We start from the raw sequence: 16,620 nt of genomic DNA on the forward strand, positions 1-16,620 counted from the left end.
GTGTGAAATTATACTCATACCAATTCGCTTAATTAAGAGATCTATTTTGAGGGTGGAAAAACGTGTTGATAGCTAGGCAAAAAATTCGCTATTTAGTTGTTCTAAATGAGAATTTTTTAACGCAAGTAGCGACACGTTTAGCCCCGCAAAATGATTAAGTATTATTGCGGATTGGTATTATTCATTAAATTTTAAAGGTTTAGCGGATTGGTATTAAATGTTCATGCTTAGTAGTTAAATTACTGGAATGAGGCAAAGGTAATGAGTAAATATAATTTTTGTGCGGGGCCAGCTATGCTTCCGCAAGCGGTTATGAAAAAAGCGCAAAAAGAGTTTCTAGATTGGCAAGACCTAGGTGTGTCTGTGATGGAGATTAGCCATCGTAGTAAAGAGTTTTTAGCGCTTACAGCTAAATGTGAAGCTAGCCTTCGTCGCCTAATGAATATTAGTGATGAATTTGAAGTGCTGTTTATGCATGGTGGTGGTCGTGGCCAGTTTAGTGCTGTGCCATTAAACTTACACCAAGAAGGCAAAACAGCGTTTTATTGCGAGAATGGCGTATGGTCGAAAAGCGCCAGAGATGAAGCGAATAAGTTTACTCAAACGTCTTTTACGGATGTCCGTAATGATGCTGATGGTGAGTTTTCAATTAAAGACGTTGCTGACTGGGAATTACCAGAAGACGCTGCGTACATCCACTATTGCCCTAATGAAACTGTCGATGGCTTAGAGATTTTTGATGTACCAAGCCACCCAACAGCTCCGATTATTGCTGATATGTCTTCAACTATTTTATCGCGTGAGATAGACGTTAATAAATTTGATTTGATTTACGCTGGTGCGCAAAAAAATATCGGTCCATCGGGCATATCAATTGTTATTGTTCGTAAAACATTACTTGAGCGCGAAGGTTTGCCAAAGCCCGGTATTTTAGATTACGCACTTGAAGCAAAGCAGGGCAGTATGTTTAATACCCCACCTACCTTTGCTTGGTATTTAGCGGCTGAAGTATTTGAATGGCTTGAAAGCAATGGTGGGGTAAAAGCCATGGAAGCACAAAATATTGCTAAAGCAAATTTACTGTATGATTTTATCGATAACTCAGATTTTTATTCAAATATAGTCGCTAAACATTGCCGCTCACGCATGAATGTTCCATTTTGGTTAAACGATGAAAGCTTAAATAGCAAATTTGTTGCTCAATCAAACGAGGCCGGTTTACTTGCACTTGAAGGTCACAGAATTGTGGGCGGTATGCGCGCAAGTATTTATAACGCTATGCCTCTTGAAGGTGTTCAAGCACTTGTAGATTTTATGGCTGCATTTGCAAAGGAGCACAGCTAATGGAGCAGCTCCGTTTAGAACCTATTTCTAAAGTAAATGGCACGGTAACCCTACCAGGTTCAAAGAGTCTATCGAACAGAATTTTATTATTAGCAGCACTGGCAAACGGTACCACCGTTGTAGAAAACTTACTTGATAGTGACGATATACGCCATATGCTGGGTGCTTTAAAGTTATTAGGTGTAAATGTAACTTTAAATGATGAACACACTGTAGCGACCGTAGAGGGAGTTGGTGGTGTGTTTAATACACCTACTGAGCCCTTGTTTTTAGGTAATGCAGGTACTGCTTACAGACCTTTAACGGCTGTACTTGCTGCCGTTGCTGGTGAGTATGAGCTAATTGGCGAGCCACGTATGGAAGAGCGTCCGATAGGTCACTTGGTTGATGCTCTACAAGCGCTTGGTGGTGATGTTACCTATACAAAACACAAAGACTATCCACCACTTAAAATTGTAGGTGGTCAAATAAAAGGTGGTGAGGTTGAAATTGACGGTAGTATTTCAAGTCAATTTTTAACGGCTCTATTAATGGCAGCGCCATTATTTAGCGGTGATACAACGATAACTATTAAAGGTACTTTAGTATCTAAACCTTATATTGATATTACGCTTGATGTAATGGCACGTTTTGGTGTTAATGTTGAACACAGTGATTATGCAACTTTTAAAGTTAAAGGTGGTCAACAGTATCAATCACTCGAACGAATTATGGTTGAAGGCGATGCATCTTCTGCTTCTTACTTTGTTGCTGCGGCTGCAATTGCTGGCGGCGAGATTGAAATTAAAGGCGTGGGTGCTAAATCAGTTCAAGGTGATATAGGCTTTGCTAAAGTAATGGAGCAAGTAGGCGCGAAAATCGATTGGTATGATGAGCGTTTAGTTGTTCGCAAAGGCGAATTAAAAGGCGTAGATATTGACGCTAATGCAATTCCTGATGCTGCTATGACCCTTGCAACTGTTGCTCTTTTCGCTAAAGGCCCAACTGCCATTCGTAACATTTATAACTGGCGAGTAAAAGAAACAGACCGTTTATATGCGATGGCAACTGAGCTTAGAAAAGTAGGTGCAGAAGTGGTAGAAGGGCATGACTTTATAGAAATTACACCGCCTAAACACTTCAACGATGTAGCAATAGACACTTACGACGATCACCGTATAGCCATGTGTTTTGCAATGGTTGCCGTTGGTGGAAAGCCAATAACGATTAATGATCCAAAGTGTACCTATAAAACATTTCCTACATTTTTCAATGTTTTAGCGTCAGTCAGTGAATAAGCTAATTAGAAGTAATTACAAAAGTTACACACTAATAGCAGATATATTTTAATAACTGACGTATAATGTCGCGGTTTATTTAGGTGTGCATTGCAGGAGGTTTTAAATGCAGGCGTTATTAATGCCCGTGATCACCGTTGATGGCCCAAGTGGTTCAGGTAAAGGAACTGTTTGTCGCTTGTTAGCCGACAAGTTAGGGTGGGATGTATTAGATAGCGGTGCGATTTATCGCGTTTTATCTTTAGCTGCACTTCATCACCAAATTGCATTAGACAATGAAGAAGGGCTTGTCCCTCTTGCTGCAAATTTAGATGTGCAGTTTTTGGTAGATAGCCAAACTAATGCAGGAAAAGTTATTTTAGAAGGCGAAGATGTAACTACTACTATTCGTAATGAAGAAGTAGGCGCTGCAGCATCAAAAGTTGCAGCATTACCTCGCGTTCGTGAAGCGTTATTACGTCGCCAGCGTGCATTTCGCACTGAAAACGGCTTAATTGCCGATGGCCGTGATATGGGCACTGTGGTTTTTCAAGATGCGCCGTTAAAAATATATTTAACAGCAAGTGCAGAAGAGCGTGCTCGTAGACGCTTTGTTGAGTTGAATACGCGCGGTCTTGATGTTACACTAAGTGGTCTATTACAGGACATTCAAGCTCGTGACGAGCGCGATATGAATCGTGCCGTTGCTCCGCTTGTACCTGCAGAAGATGCTATTGAGCTTGATACTAGCGAACTCAATGCACAGCAAGTGTTTGATAAAGTAATAACTTTATTAGATATTGCAATCTCTGAAGGTAAGCTTCCTAAACGAAGCTAAAACACATTTTATGCGCCAGCAGGATGCCAGTGCTATTTTAACAACCCCATGCAGCATGGTTGCTTATTGGTATAATATATAGAGACGTATATTCGTATGTCAGAAAATTTTGCGCAGTTATTTGAAGAAAGCTTAAAGGGTTTTGAAGCAGAGCAAGGCTCTATCGTTAAAGGTACAGTAATCTCAATCGAGAACAACATTGTACTTGTAGATGCTGGTCTTAAATCAGAAAGTGCTATCCCTGCTGAGCAGTTCAAAAATGCTGCTGGTGAACTTGAAGTTGCTGTTGGCGACGAAGTAGATGTTGCACTAGATGCAATTGAAGACGGTTTCGGTGAAACTATACTTTCTCGTGAGAAAGCTAAGCGTCACGAAGCATGGATCCGTCTTGAGAAAGCATGTGAAGAGCAAGAGACTGTTACTGGTGTTATCAACGGTAAAGTTAAAGGCGGTTTCACAGTTGAAGTTGATTCAATCCGTGCTTTCCTACCTGGTTCACTTGTTGATGTTCGTCCAGTACGTGACACAACTCACCTTGAAGGCAAAGAGCTTGAATTTAAAGTAATCAAGCTTGACCAAAAACGTAACAACGTTGTTGTTTCACGTCGTGCAGTTATCGAATCTGAAAACTCACAAGAACGTGAAGAGCTTCTTGCTAACCTTGTTGAAGGCCAAGAAGTTAAAGGTATCGTTAAGAACCTTACTGACTACGGTGCATTCGTTGACCTTGGTGGTGTTGATGGTCTACTACACATTACTGATATGGCTTGGAAGCGTGTTAAGCACCCTTCAGAAATCGTTAATGTTGGCGACGAAATCGCAGTTAAAGTTCTAAAATTCGACAAAGATAAAACTCGTGTATCTCTAGGCCTTAAACAGCTTGGTGAAGATCCATGGGCAGCTATCGCTGGTCGTTACCCAGAAGGTTCTAAACTTTCTGGTCGTGTTACTAACCTTACAGATTACGGCTGTTTCGTGGAAATCGAAGAAGGCGTTGAAGGTTTAGTACACGTTTCTGAAATGGATTGGACTAACAAAAACATCCATCCTTCAAAAGTTGTTAGCTTAGGCGACACTGTTGAAGTTATGGTTTTAGAAATTGACGAAGAACGTCGTCGTATTTCTCTTGGTCTTAAGCAATGTATTGCTAATCCTTGGCAGGAATTTGCTCGTCTACAAAACAAAGGCGATCAAGTTACTGGTAAGATCAAATCAATCACTGACTTCGGTATCTTTATCGGTCTTGACGGTGGTATTGACGGTCTTGTACACCTTTCAGACATTTCTTGGAATACACCTGGCGAAGAAGCTGTACGTGAATTCAAGAAAGGCGACGAAATCACTGCTATCGTATTGCAAGTTGACCCAGAGCGTGAACGTATCTCTCTAGGTGTTAAGCAAATCGAAGCTGACCCATTCAATAACTACCTTGATGCAAACAAAAAAGGTGCTATTGTTAAAGGTAAAGTGACTGAAGTTGATGCGAAAGGCGCAACTGTTGAACTTATCGAAGGCGTTGAAGGTTACATCCGTGTAGCTGATATCGCTCAAGAACGCGTTGAAGATGCAACTACTGTTGTTTCTGTAGGCGACGAGATTGAAGTTAAATACGTTGGTGTTGATCGTAAGAACCGCACTTTAAGCTTATCTGTAAAAGCTCTTTTCGAAGCAGAAGAGAAAGAAGTACTAGAGAAGCTTAAGAAAGAAGAGCCAGTGTTTGAAAACGCAATGGCAGCTGCTTTCGCAAATGCACAAAAAGACTAATATATAATTAGTTTTTAGTTGGAAGGGCATTTTTTGCCCTTCCTATATCTCTTTTTAAGGAAACGCTATGACTAAGTCAGAACTGATAGAAACACTTGCGGAACAACACGCACACGTTCCAGTGAAAGATGTTGAGAATGCTGTAAAAGAAATTCTTGAACAAATGGCCGGCTCATTATCTACTTCAGATCGTATTGAGATCAGAGGTTTTGGTAGTTTCTCTTTGCATTTCCGCGCTCCTCGCACAGGTCGTAATCCTAAGACTGGCGATACAGTTGAGCTTGAAGGAAAGCATGTACCTCATTTTAAACCAGGCAAAGAATTACGCGACCGCGTAAATGAAAGCATTGCCTAGTTAACTTAGTGGAGTAGTTACTTGTTCAAGGTATTAAAAATTATTCTGGTTGCGCTATGCCTTATCAGTGCATTTGTATTAGGGTCACAAAACCCACAGTTAGTACAAATAAATTATATTATAGCCAGTAATACACTACCTTTAGCTGTAATAATAAGTATCTGCTTTTTATTAGGTGTTTTAGTGGGTTGTTTTATTAGCTTTAAATTGTTTTCACAATTAAAGTGGCAAAACTACCGCTTAAAAAAGCAATTAGCGCCTGAAAAAGATAAAAAAAAGCTTGCCGCGAATAAAGACACCTAACTATGATTGAGCTTTTGTTTTTACTATTACCTGTTGCCGCCGGTTACGGCTGGATTATGGGTAAAAACAGTGCTAAAAACCAAGCTCATCAACTAAATCGTCAGATCACTTCTGAATACAGCAAAGGCTTAAAGTTTCTACTCGACAGAGAAGAAGACCAAGGCTTAGAGCACTTGATTAATTTGCTTGAAGTTTCAGCTGACTCTGTTGAACACTATTCTACACTTGCCACCATGTTTCGCCGTAGAGGTGAATTGGACCGCGCAATTAAAATTCATGAACTTCTATTAAAACACCCAGGCTTAAATGAACAACAAGCTGCAACTAGCCGTTTAGAACTTGCCGAAGATTATATAATGGCTGGTCTACTAGATAGTGCAGAAGAGCACTTAGTTTGGTTAGTTAAGGCTGGCCATGTAGAAGCGCTAGACCCTATTATTACTTTATATTCGCAAACCCGTGAATGGGAAAAAGGCATCAACATGTTTGAAGCCCACAGCGAACTATTTTCAAAAGAACAGCAATTTAAAGCGATTGCTAATTTTTATTGTGAGTCAGCTTTAAGTGACAACACGCCCCAACTAATGAGAAAAGCGATTAGCTTAAATTATAAAGCCGTACGTCCGCTTTACGAGTTAGGATTAGTTGCTTACGCGAAAGAAGATTACGTTAAAGCTATTTATTACTGGCGTGAGCTTGTATCACAATTCACTTTGTTTGCGCCGTTGTTTATTGATGAGCTGGCTCACAGCTATAAACAATTAAATTTAACGCATCAATTTCATGAATTAGTCAGTGACTTGTTAGAAAAGGGCGGTGTATTAATTAAAATAAAACATTGCCAGGCATTGCTTGAGCAAGGACACACTAAACAAGCCTTTGAATTTCTAACTGATAGCTTAAAACGTCAACCGACTATTCGTGGTTTCAGTTTTTTACTGCAATTAATGGGTGACCAAAATAAAAATACTAAAGAAGTACTTAATGAAATTGATAAGCTTGTAACCTCTTATATTGCTACAAAACCTGATTTCCAATGTCAGCATTGCGGTTTTACAAGCTACACAATATATTGGAATTGCCCTTCTTGTAAGCATTGGGAAACCATTGTTCCAAGTCGAGGCTTAGACGGATTTTAATAACCCCTTAAATAATATCGGATTTAACTATGATAATTTTAGCAAATTAAACTGAGAGTTTACTGGGTTGGAATTTTTTGATGTTGTGTCTAGATAAATTTCTCTACACCTTCTCTCAAATTACCAGCTAGCACTATTGCATTAAATCTACTTATACAATTACTTTATATCAATTCGCTTAATTAAGTGGTCTGTTTTGAGGTAAGAAAATCGTGTCGATAACAAGGCAAAAAATTTCGTAATATTATTGTTCTATATAAGAAATTTTTAACGCAGTTAGCGTCAGATTTGGTCCTCAAATTGATTAAGTATTATTGCGGATTGGTATTATAGCCATACATTAGGATAGTCATGTCTTTCGAACACTCAAAAAAAATTCTTATAGCATTAGATTACGATGATCAAGAGGTTGCTTTAAACTTTGTTAAACAACTTTCTCCTGATACATGTCGCCTTAAAGTAGGCAAAGAGATGTTTACTTATTTTGGACCTGCATTTGTTAAAGAGTTAATTGATTTAGGTTTTGATGTTTTTCTAGATTTAAAATTTCATGACATCCCTAATACAGTAGCTAAAGCTGTTACTGCAGCTGCGAAAATGGGTGTGTGGATGGTAAACGTTCATGCTTCTGGTGGTTTTGAAATGATGAGCAAAGCTAAATCGGCTCTAGAACAATTTGGCGATAAAGCGCCATTACTTATCGCGGTTACTGTATTAACAAGCATGGATGAAACAGAACTAAAGCGTTTAGGCGTTGATAAATCTGCTCAAGAGCAAGTTATATATTTAGCTAAGCTTGCAAAGGAAGCAGGGCTTGATGGCGTTGTGTGTTCTGCACAAGAAGCAAAAGCTTTAAAAGCAGAGTTAGGTGAGAACTTTAAACTTGTAACACCAGGTATACGTCCTGAAGGCAGTGATGCTGGCGATCAAAAGCGTATTATGACTCCTAAGCAAGCAATAGATGCAGGAAGTGATTATTTAGTTATAGGCCGACCTATTACTCAGGCGGATGATCCCGTAAAAGTGCTTAGTGATGTTAATAGATCTATAGCATAATTTAACAAAAAGCAGCAATATAGTGCTAAAAGCCCTTACCTCATGTGTATTTTATGTTACATTATTAGGATTGAAATGTAGTAGGGGTTTGTTTTGAAGTTATTATTAGGTTTTATAATTATTATTGTTGCGGGTTTTTCAGTAAATAAAAATCTTTTTTCTAATAAAGCATATGATGATGTTACATCAGTAACAGATATAATCACGAATTACCCTGTCAATATGTTCGATTTTAAACAAACAATGCAAGATTATGCACACCACCTATGTTACAAAAATGAGGATACACTTACATCTCAGCATATAACAGTAACTGATTGCATATCTAAGCTTGATGATAAAAAAATAGAATGCGAAAAGAAGGTTTTTCGTTTGGCACCGCTTAACCTAGAGTCAAAAGGTGAAGTGCTTGATTATTCAAGGCAATATACGCAATGTACATTGCCTTATAAGTATATTTTAGGTTAATTACAAACAGATAATATTAGTAATTACAGCCTATTATTTATAATTAAGATCTTAAGCGAATGGATTTCGCTTCAATATCTATCAACTCTTGTTTGAATAATCCACCAATTGCTTTTTTATAGTTAGCTTTACTAGTAGAAAACATCTTTTTTATAGCTTCAGGTTCAGATTTATCACCTAATGGGATAACACCACCTTCATTTTTTAGTTTTTGCATAATAGTTTCACCAAGGTCACTTACTTTTCCCATACCTGGCTTTTCTAATACAACATCAATTTTTCCGTCTTCACGTACTTTCTGAATGAAGCCTTTAAGCTTTTGACCCACAAATAAGCTTTTAAATACCATATTGTAAAAAACAACACCGAAATGCGATTCTTCAATTAATACCTTGTAGCCAATATCTGTTTTGCCAGCAACAATTAAATCCACTTCTTGTAAGTGAGTATATTGTGGCTCATCTTTAGATAGGAAGCGATTAAAGTTATTTGATGCACAAATACGTTGGCTTGCATTATCAAGGTACAAACGAACTAAATATGAGTGACCTTCTTGCATGCGTGGTTTTTGTTCGTTAAACGGGGTTAGTACATCTTTTTCAAGACCCCAATCTAAAAATGCACCAATACTATTAATTTCTTTAACGCGAAGCAGGGCATATTCACCTACTTGTGCGTGTGGCTTTTTAGTTGTGGCAGTTGCTAAGTTAGCGTTGTCTAAAAAGATAAATACACTAATGCTATCGCCCGCTTCAAGCTCATGTTTAATTTCTTGTTTTGGTAAAAACACTTCACCTAAATCATGACCGTCTAAGTAAGCACCTTCGTTACTCACTTCTTTTACAAATAATGTTTGTGTGGTTCCTAGGTAACTCATAATTATTCCTGCTCAGTCTTTTTTTTACGGCGCATTGGTGTATCGCCATCAATGTTCATTGGTGCTTTAATTGGTGCTGTTGGCTTTTTAGGTTTGGCTTTGCGTTTAAATACAGGCTTTTTAACAGCGGCGGATTTTTCTTTAGATTTATCCCACGTTGCCTCAGGCTTTTTCTCTTTTAAACCTTTAAACTTAGCTTTTAAGCCCTCTACGCTCGCAAATTTTAACTCATCATTTAAAAATGCTTTAATAGCTAAATAACTTGCCCAATCTTTTGGGCCAACTAATGAAATTGCGTTACCTTTAAAGCCTGCTCGTCCTGTACGACCTATGCGGTGTACATATTCTTCAGCGTGTTTTGGCAAATCAAAGTTAATAACATGCGTTACACTTAGTAAATCTAAACCACGAGATGCAACATCGGTTGTGATTAATATTTTAAAGTTTTCGCGACTAAACGAATCCATTATATCTAAACGTTTATTTTGTGTTAAATCACCAGCAAGCGCTACAGACTTGAAGCCTTTAGCATTAAGCGCTTCACTCAAGCGACTCGTGTCAGAACGTGTTGCTGTGAAGATAATGCATTGACCAACATCATCTTGATTCAAAAAGTGCTCTAATAGCGCTTCTTTATGGTCAAGGTGATCGGCTAGATATAAAGTTTGTTTAATATCGCTATGTTGCTCGTTCGCTGCACTTAGCGTAATTTGCTTTGGTTTTTTTAATAGGTTACGTGATAGAGCATCTACTTGTGCATGGTCAAGTGTTGCAGAAAACAATAACGTTTGACGTAAGCGGTGATTAGCTTGCTCGTTAATCATTTTTAACTGCTCGGTAAAGCCTAAATCTAAAATACGATCGGCTTCATCAAAAATAAGCAGTTCTAGTCCACTCAATTGTAATGAGCGTTTTGTAATGTGATCAGCTAAACGCCCAGGTGTAGCAACTACGAATTGTGGGTCGTTTCTAAGTGCTTTTATTTGGTCATTAAAGTTTTCGCCACCAAGTATTTTTACGGCCTTAATGGCTGTGCCTGCAATTAATAAACGCAGCTGGGTAAATACTTGCGTAGCAAGCTCACGAGTAGGAGCAACAATAAGTACACGAGGATCGCGTTTACTGAGTGCTTTTTGTTTCATAACCCTTTGTACAGCAGGTAATAAAAACGCCAAGGTTTTGCCCGACCCAGTTTTAGACTGAGCGAAAATGTCATGCCCTGCAAGTGCGGTAGGCACTGCATGCGCTTGAATATCGGTGGGCTGGGTGATCCCTTGATGTGCTAGTTGTGTTTCAAGGCGTGTATCAATCCCAAGATCAGTAAACTGCAATGTGTGTTTCTCCAAAATGAGCAAATTAAGTCTATAAATTTATCAGCGCATTATAGCTTACACAGATAGGTCGCTAACAGTAAAAACCAATCTATAGCGCTATTTTTTGCAATTAAACTAAAAAAGCGTAAAATACGCGCCCCATATGCGCCGGATTTACGATTCGGTAAACGCCAATACTGGCTAACAAGGCAAAATAGGAAATATAATGACTGTTGTTCATAAAGATAATGTAACGGGCGATCACTTTGTAGTATGTGCGCTGTATAAATTTGTTGGTTTACCTGGATTTGAAGCTATCCGTAAGCCTTTGCTTGAAGTGATGGAAGCAAATGAAGTACGCGGTACTTTACTACTCGCTGCCGAAGGTATAAACGGCACTGTTTCTGCAAAACGTGAAGGGATAGACAACTTATTAGCCTGGCTTGATGAGCAACCAAATTTAAAAAACATCGTAACAAAAGAATCTTACGATGATGAATGCCCGTTTTACCGCACTAAAGTAAAACTAAAAAAAGAAATTGTAACGATGGGCGTTGAAGGCGTAGATCCGCTTAAAGTTGTGGGTAGCTATGTAAAGCCAAATGAGTGGAACGCACTTATATCTGATCCAGAAGTAATTTTAATTGATACACGTAATGATTACGAAATTGAAATTGGTACATTTCAAAATGCAGTCGATCCAAATACTAAAACCTTTCGCGAATTTCCACAGTGGGCTAAAGAAAACTTAGACCCTGAAAAACATAAAAAAGTAGCGATGTTTTGTACAGGTGGTATCCGCTGCGAAAAATCGACGGCCTACATGAAAGAGCAAGGTTTTGACGAAGTTTATCATCTTGAAGGCGGCATTTTAAAATATCTAGAAGAAGTGCCAAAAGAAGAAACCATGTGGGAAGGCGAATGTTTTGTATTTGATAATCGCGTTGCGGTTGATCACGACTTACAAAAAGGCTCTTATGATCAATGCCACGCGTGCCGTATGCCAATTACAGAAGACGAAAAGTTAAAGCCTGAATACATGGAAGGTGTATCTTGTCATCATTGTATTGAAGAAGTGACAGACGAGCAACGGACACGTTTTGCGGAGCGCCAAAAGCAAATAGAATTAGCGCAAGCCCGTGGTGAAGGCCATATTGGTAATGAGGCACAGGCTGTTTTACAGCAACGTAAAGAAGCCAAAAAAGCCCAAAAAGACGCTCAGCGCGGTAAATAAATTTTTACAATAAGTATTACATTTAAAGGGTCTATTTAGACTCTTTTTTTGTGCCCAAAATTGTGCAGTAATTGTTTTCACACTCCGATGATAGTGTTAATCTGCAAAACAGATTTAGTCATTTTAATGCGCATACAGGAAGGGATTTATGCAAGCCGAACAAGTTGAAATCGCACAATTTTTAGCACAACATCCTCCTTTTGATGACTTACCTCAAAAAGCGCTTAATGAGCTAGCTCAACAAGTAGAAGTTGCTTATTTTAGAGCAAAAACAGATATTTTGAGTTTTGGACAAGACATATCTGATTTGTATGTGATTAGAAGTGGTTCTGTAGAAATGTATCGCCGAAATGGTGAGCTATACAATCGTTTGGCCATCGCAGGGATATTTGGTCAAATGGGTTTATTGATGAACCGTAAGGTGCGTTTTCCTGCAACTGCTCTTGAAGATACGTTAGTTTATTGTATAAATGTTGAGCTATTCAATCGTTACTGTGATGAGTTTGATGCGTTTGCTGATTACTTTGAAACAGACGGTAACGTACGTTTGCATCAAGCTATTGTTGAACAAGCCGATGGCAATGACCTTACAACAGCTAAAGTAAAATCATTAATTCACAGAGATGTAGTCACCGTAGATGCAACCTCTACAATACAAGATATCGCTAAATTAATGACCGAAGAGGCGGTATCGTCAGTTTTGGTAACCGATGTAAATAAACCAATAAACGACGATCCTGAGGAAGATGATGGACAAGTCGTTGGCATTATAACCGATAGGGATTTACGATCAAAAGTAGTGGCTAAAGGGCTTAGCTTTAATACACAAGCAAAAGATATTATGTCTACTAACTTAGTGCTTTTAGACGCTAATGACTATATTTTTGAAGCAGTACTTGCCATGCTCAGAGATAATCTCCATCATTTGCCCGTAGTACAAAAAAGACGTCCTATAGGAGTTATCTCCCTCTCTGATATTTTACGTTACGAATCGCAAAGCAGCTTATTACTTGTACGCGGCATACTTGCTCAACAAACAATTGAGGATTTAGCCCATTATGCACGCCAATTGCCCAATGTATTTGTCCGTATGGTTAATGAAGATGCAAATTCACACATGATTGGTACTGCCATGGCCGTTATAGGACGTACATTTAAACAAAGATTACTTGTATTAGCTGAAGAAAATTTTGGTCCACCTCCCGTTCCTTATTGTTTTATTGCACTGGGCTCAATGGCTCGCGACGAGCAACTTATTGTAACTGATCAAGATAACGCACTAATTTTAGATGACAGTTACGATGACGAAAAACATAACGCGTATTTTCAAAGTATTGCCGATTTTGTGTGTGATGGCTTAGCGCAGTGTGGTTACACCTACTGTGATGGAGAAATAATGGCGTCGTTTAAAAAATGGCGTAAAACTCGCTCAGAGTGGTTTGATCAATTTGCTGATTGGATAGCCCAGCCAAAACCACAAGCACTGCTTAATAGCTCTATATTTTTTGATTTAGACGGTGTATGGGGCAAAACCAAGTGGGCCGACGAGCTTAAAATATTTATAGCGAAACAAAGTAAAGTGAATCGTATATTTCTAGCAAATATGGCGGCAAATGCTCGAAATAGGACACCACCTCTTGGCTTTTTTAAAGGCTTTGTTATGGAGCATAACGGCCAACATAAGCGTTCAATGAACTTAAAACGAAGAGGTACTGCACCACTTTCTGATGTTATACGTGTACACGCATTAGCTATTGGTTCGCGTAAACAAAACTCGTTTGAGCGATTAGAAGACATTATTGAAGCTAAGCTATTACCGCAGGGTAAAGCGCAAGATTTACGTGATTCACTTGAGTATATTGCCATGATGCGAATTCGCCATCAAGCGTGGCAAATAGAGAAGGGCGAAGAGCCTGATAACGACTTAGACCCACATTTACTGTCTCCTTTTGAACAGCGAAACTTGAAAGAGGCATTCGCTATTTTAGAAAAAGCACAAAGCTATTTGAAATTTAGCTACACAGCAAACTCAGGTGTGAAGTAGCCTATGAACCCGCGTAATTACAAAGCAGTTGATTGGCAAGCTAGATATAACGAGCTTGCCAACAGCACCGAAAATAAACTTCTAAAACACTTTTATGCAGGTGCTTATAATCAAGATAAAGCCGCTGTAGAAGATGTGCCTTTCGTAGCAATGGACTTTGAAACAACAGGTTTAAATAGCCAAAACGACGATATTGTGAGTGTTGGCTTAGTGCCGTTTAATTTAAAGCGTATTTATTGCAAACACAGCCGGCATTGGGTTGTTCAACCAAGACGTAACCTGCATGAAGAGTCTATTTTAATCCATAGAATAACGCACTCTGAGGTCGATGACGCCCCAGACTTTAATCGAATTATTGAGCCTTTACTTGAAGCGCTAAGTGGTAAAGTTGTCGTGGTACATTACGCCGCAATAGAACGCCATTTTTTAAATAATGCGTTATTACTAAGGCTTAAAGAAGGTATTGAGTTTGCTCTTGTTGACACAATGGAGCTAGAAAAAAGAGCACTAAAAGAGAGGCAAGGTTTATTAGGCCGATTATTTAATACAAAACTAGGCTCGCTCAGATTAACAGATTGCCGTGCGCGTTATTCCCTACCTGCGTACCAAAATCATAATGCGTTAACGGATGCACTTGCCACAGCTGAGCTTTTACAAGCGCAACTGAGTCATCATTACCGTGTAGATACTCCAATCTCAGAGTTGTGGGTATAATACTAATACGCAATAATACTTTAATCATATTGAGGGTTAAACCTGACGCTAGCTGCGTTAAAAATTTCTCATTTAGAGCAACTAAATAAAGAAATTTTGCCTTACTATCGAGAAGTTTTTCCTGCCACAAAATAGATCACTTTATTAAGCGAATGGGTATAACCTTAAATAGTTAAATAAAAATGCGCCGCAAAAATTGCGGCGCTTTCGTTACTAATTAAAAGTATTGCTTACTAAAAGTATTATTTAACTGGGCGAGGCTCAGTTCGTAAACCTAAAACTAAGCTTAAACACATAAACAACAATACAATAGTAAATGGCAAGCCTGTAGAAACAGCACCTGCTTGTAGTGCTTCGATTGCTTGTGTACCACCAATCCAAAGTAAGGCCGCTGCAATTGCGCCCTCTACCGTTGCCCAAAATATACGTTGTGGCACCGGTGCGTCAATTTTACCGCCAGCTGTAATTGAATCAATGACTAATGAGCCTGAGTCAGATGACGTAATAAAAAATACTAACACTAATATAATCGCAATAAATGATAAGATATTAGATAGAGGTAATGCATCAAACATCTGGAACATAGCTAAAGGGACATCAGTTAAACCATTAGTGCCTAGTGCACCAACACCATTAACTACTTGATCAATAGCAATACCGCCGTATATAGACATCCATAAAATGGTAACAGCAGTAGGGACGAGTAATACCGCAATTAAGAACTCACGAATTGTACGACCACGTGATACACGCGCGATAAACATACCTACGAACGGTGACCAAGAAATCCACCAAGCCCAGTAAAATACAGTCCAGCCATGCATCCATGTTTCGTCTTCACGGCCGTGAGGATTACTCAATGGAATAATGTTTTCTACATAGCCCATCACGGTAGTCGGTACATTACCCATTGCTACAGCAAAGCCCACTAAACAAACAAACAATAATAATGAGAAAGCAATTAACATGTTTACATTACTTAGCAGTTTCACACCACCGTCAATACCGCGAACCACAGAAACAATGGCTAAAAGTGTTACACCCGCAATAACTAGAATTTGAGAGCCAATGCCACCTTCTGTACCAAATACATGGTTAATACCTGCAGAGGCTTGTTGAGCACCTAAACCTAAAGATGTTGCAAGGCCAAATAACGTAGCAAGTACAGCTAAGATATCAATGATATGACCAGGCCAACCCCATGCTCTATCACCTAATATAGGATAAAAAATAGAACGAATAGAAAGCGGTAAACCTTTGTTATACGTAAAAAATGCAAGAGATAAACCAACAACAGCGTAAATAGCCCAAGGATGAAGACCCCAATGGAACATAGTTGCGCCCATTGCTAATTTTGCAGCTTCTGGTGTATTAGCGGCTACATTAAGTGGTGTTTCGTACCAACCAGTAAAGTAAGCAACCGGTTCAGCAACGCCCCAAAACATAAGGCCGATACCCATACCTGCAGCAAATAACATAGCAAGCCATGAAACTCGAGAGTGAGAAGGTTTAGCATCATCACCACCAAGGCGAATATTCCCGTAAGGAGAAACAATAAGTGCTAAACAAAAGAGTACAAAGAAGTTAGCAGCCCACATAAATAGGGCATCAAAATTATTAATAATATCGGTCTTGATACTATCAAGCGCTGTTTTTGCAGTTTGTGGGTCGGTAACAAGTATGGCGATTAAAAAGATGACAATCAGGCCCGCACTAGTTCCAAAAACAGGGTTGTGTATATCAAAACCCCACTTTTGTACGTTGTCCTGACCTACGGTGTAGTCCGTATTGTCAATACTATATTTGTCATGATTTTCCTTCATGCAATACCTCTTTAGTTGTCCTAACAAGCCAAAATAAATTCGGCGTCATATCGAATTACATTAGCCTTTAAATATTAAGTAAAAAGTAATAC

15 protein-coding genes are annotated in these 16,620 nt (G+C 38.8%); 12 read left to right on the forward strand and 3 right to left on the reverse strand.

Annotation, left to right across the window (positions count from 1 at the left end):
• Positions 1 to 261: 261 nt before the first annotated feature.
• The 9 genes from serC (at position 262) to L659_RS0107820 (ending at position 8,523) form a co-directional block, all read left to right on the forward strand.
• Entirely contained in the window at positions 262 to 1,344 is a 1,083-nt protein-coding gene (gene serC, locus L659_RS0107780; RefSeq protein ID WP_010552860.1) for a 3-phosphoserine/phosphohydroxythreonine transaminase, read from the forward strand.
• Positions 1,344 to 2,621, forward strand: coding sequence for a 3-phosphoshikimate 1-carboxyvinyltransferase (gene aroA / locus L659_RS0107785; RefSeq protein ID WP_024590150.1), 1,278 nt, complete (start codon positions 1,344 to 1,346; stop codon positions 2,619 to 2,621). The genes serC and aroA overlap by 1 nt, the downstream gene beginning before the upstream one ends.
• 106 nt (positions 2,622 to 2,727) lie before the next feature.
• Positions 2,728 to 3,438 (forward strand): (d)CMP kinase, encoded by a 711-nt coding sequence (cmk, locus tag L659_RS0107790; RefSeq protein WP_024590151.1) that lies wholly within the window; start codon positions 2,728 to 2,730, stop codon positions 3,436 to 3,438.
• A 96-nt stretch (positions 3,439 to 3,534) separates the two neighbouring features.
• A complete protein-coding gene (rpsA, locus tag L659_RS0107795; RefSeq protein ID WP_002961176.1) occupies positions 3,535 to 5,202 on the forward strand; it encodes a 30S ribosomal protein S1 in 1,668 nt (555 codons plus the stop codon).
• Between the two features lie 67 nt (positions 5,203 to 5,269).
• Positions 5,270 to 5,557: an integration host factor subunit beta gene (gene ihfB, locus L659_RS0107800; protein ID WP_007583054.1), complete on the forward strand. Its 288-nt coding sequence runs from the start codon at positions 5,270 to 5,272 to the stop codon at positions 5,555 to 5,557.
• A gap of 21 nt (positions 5,558 to 5,578) precedes the next feature.
• Positions 5,579 to 5,860, forward strand: a complete 282-nt coding sequence (locus L659_RS0107805; RefSeq protein ID WP_007583056.1) for a lipopolysaccharide assembly protein LapA domain-containing protein — start codon at positions 5,579 to 5,581, stop codon at positions 5,858 to 5,860.
• A 2-nt stretch (positions 5,861 to 5,862) separates the two neighbouring features.
• Positions 5,863 to 6,999, forward strand: coding sequence for a lipopolysaccharide assembly protein LapB (lapB, locus tag L659_RS0107810; RefSeq protein ID WP_010552858.1), 1,137 nt, complete (start codon positions 5,863 to 5,865; stop codon positions 6,997 to 6,999).
• Between the two features lie 351 nt (positions 7,000 to 7,350).
• Entirely contained in the window at positions 7,351 to 8,055 is a 705-nt protein-coding gene (gene pyrF / locus L659_RS0107815) for an orotidine-5'-phosphate decarboxylase (protein WP_010552857.1), read from the forward strand.
• A 93-nt stretch (positions 8,056 to 8,148) separates the two neighbouring features.
• Positions 8,149 to 8,523 carry a hypothetical protein gene (locus tag L659_RS0107820; RefSeq protein WP_007583062.1) on the forward strand — a complete coding sequence of 125 codons (375 nt, stop codon included), beginning with the start codon at positions 8,149 to 8,151 and terminating at the stop codon, positions 8,521 to 8,523.
• A gap of 43 nt (positions 8,524 to 8,566) precedes the next feature.
• Here the strand turns inward: L659_RS0107820 and L659_RS0107825 are convergent, their stop codons facing one another.
• Positions 8,567 to 9,400, reverse strand: a complete 834-nt coding sequence (locus L659_RS0107825; protein ID WP_024590152.1) for a CvfB family protein — start codon at positions 9,398 to 9,400, stop codon at positions 8,567 to 8,569.
• 2 nt (positions 9,401 to 9,402) lie between these two features.
• On the reverse strand, positions 9,403 to 10,731 hold the full coding sequence (locus tag L659_RS0107830; protein WP_007583068.1) for a DEAD/DEAH box helicase: 1,329 nt from the start codon (positions 10,729 to 10,731) through the stop codon (positions 9,403 to 9,405).
• Positions 10,732 to 10,939: 208 nt separating this feature from the next.
• Between L659_RS0107830 and trhO the strand changes: the two genes are divergently transcribed.
• The 3 genes from trhO (at position 10,940) to L659_RS0107845 (ending at position 14,705) form a co-directional block, all read left to right on the forward strand.
• Entirely contained in the window at positions 10,940 to 11,947 is a 1,008-nt protein-coding gene (gene trhO / locus L659_RS0107835; RefSeq protein ID WP_024590153.1) for an oxygen-dependent tRNA uridine(34) hydroxylase TrhO, read from the forward strand.
• A 148-nt stretch (positions 11,948 to 12,095) separates the two neighbouring features.
• Positions 12,096 to 13,991 (forward strand): DUF294 nucleotidyltransferase-like domain-containing protein, encoded by a 1,896-nt coding sequence (locus L659_RS0107840; RefSeq protein WP_024590154.1) that lies wholly within the window; start codon positions 12,096 to 12,098, stop codon positions 13,989 to 13,991.
• A gap of 3 nt (positions 13,992 to 13,994) precedes the next feature.
• Positions 13,995 to 14,705 carry a 3'-5' exonuclease gene (locus L659_RS0107845; RefSeq protein WP_024590155.1) on the forward strand — a complete coding sequence of 237 codons (711 nt, stop codon included), beginning with the start codon at positions 13,995 to 13,997 and terminating at the stop codon, positions 14,703 to 14,705.
• 242 nt (positions 14,706 to 14,947) lie between these two features.
• Here the strand turns inward: L659_RS0107845 and L659_RS0107850 are convergent, their stop codons facing one another.
• Entirely contained in the window at positions 14,948 to 16,528 is a 1,581-nt protein-coding gene (locus L659_RS0107850) for a BCCT family transporter (protein ID WP_024590156.1), read from the reverse strand.
• Between the last annotated feature and the right edge of the window lie 92 nt (positions 16,529 to 16,620).

Origin of the sequence: Pseudoalteromonas sp. S8-8 (assembly GCF_000497875.1) — a bacterium.
GTDB lineage: Bacteria > Pseudomonadota > Gammaproteobacteria > Enterobacterales > Alteromonadaceae > Pseudoalteromonas > Pseudoalteromonas arctica.

What these genes read in the sequence shown, in the direction of transcription:
- serC (WP_010552860.1), top strand. Translation starts at nt 262, where the DNA reads ATGAGTAAATATAATTTTTGTGCGGGGCCAGCTATGCTTCCGCAAGCG.
- aroA (WP_024590150.1), top strand. Translation starts at nt 1,344, where the DNA reads ATGGAGCAGCTCCGTTTAGAACCTATTTCTAAAGTAAATGGCACGGTA.
- cmk (WP_024590151.1), top strand. Translation starts at nt 2,728, where the DNA reads ATGCAGGCGTTATTAATGCCCGTGATCACCGTTGATGGCCCAAGTGGT.
- rpsA (WP_002961176.1), top strand. Translation starts at nt 3,535, where the DNA reads ATGTCAGAAAATTTTGCGCAGTTATTTGAAGAAAGCTTAAAGGGTTTT.
- ihfB (WP_007583054.1), top strand. Translation starts at nt 5,270, where the DNA reads ATGACTAAGTCAGAACTGATAGAAACACTTGCGGAACAACACGCACAC.
- lapB (WP_010552858.1), top strand. Translation starts at nt 5,863, where the DNA reads ATGATTGAGCTTTTGTTTTTACTATTACCTGTTGCCGCCGGTTACGGC.
- pyrF (WP_010552857.1), top strand. Translation starts at nt 7,351, where the DNA reads ATGTCTTTCGAACACTCAAAAAAAATTCTTATAGCATTAGATTACGAT.
- L659_RS0107825 (WP_024590152.1), bottom strand. Translation starts at nt 9,400, where the DNA reads ATGAGTTACCTAGGAACCACACAAACATTATTTGTAAAAGAAGTGAGT.
- trhO (WP_024590153.1), top strand. Translation starts at nt 10,940, where the DNA reads ATGACTGTTGTTCATAAAGATAATGTAACGGGCGATCACTTTGTAGTA.
- L659_RS0107840 (WP_024590154.1), top strand. Translation starts at nt 12,096, where the DNA reads ATGCAAGCCGAACAAGTTGAAATCGCACAATTTTTAGCACAACATCCT.
- L659_RS0107845 (WP_024590155.1), top strand. Translation starts at nt 13,995, where the DNA reads ATGAACCCGCGTAATTACAAAGCAGTTGATTGGCAAGCTAGATATAAC.
- L659_RS0107850 (WP_024590156.1), bottom strand. Translation starts at nt 16,528, where the DNA reads ATGAAGGAAAATCATGACAAATATAGTATTGACAATACGGACTACACC.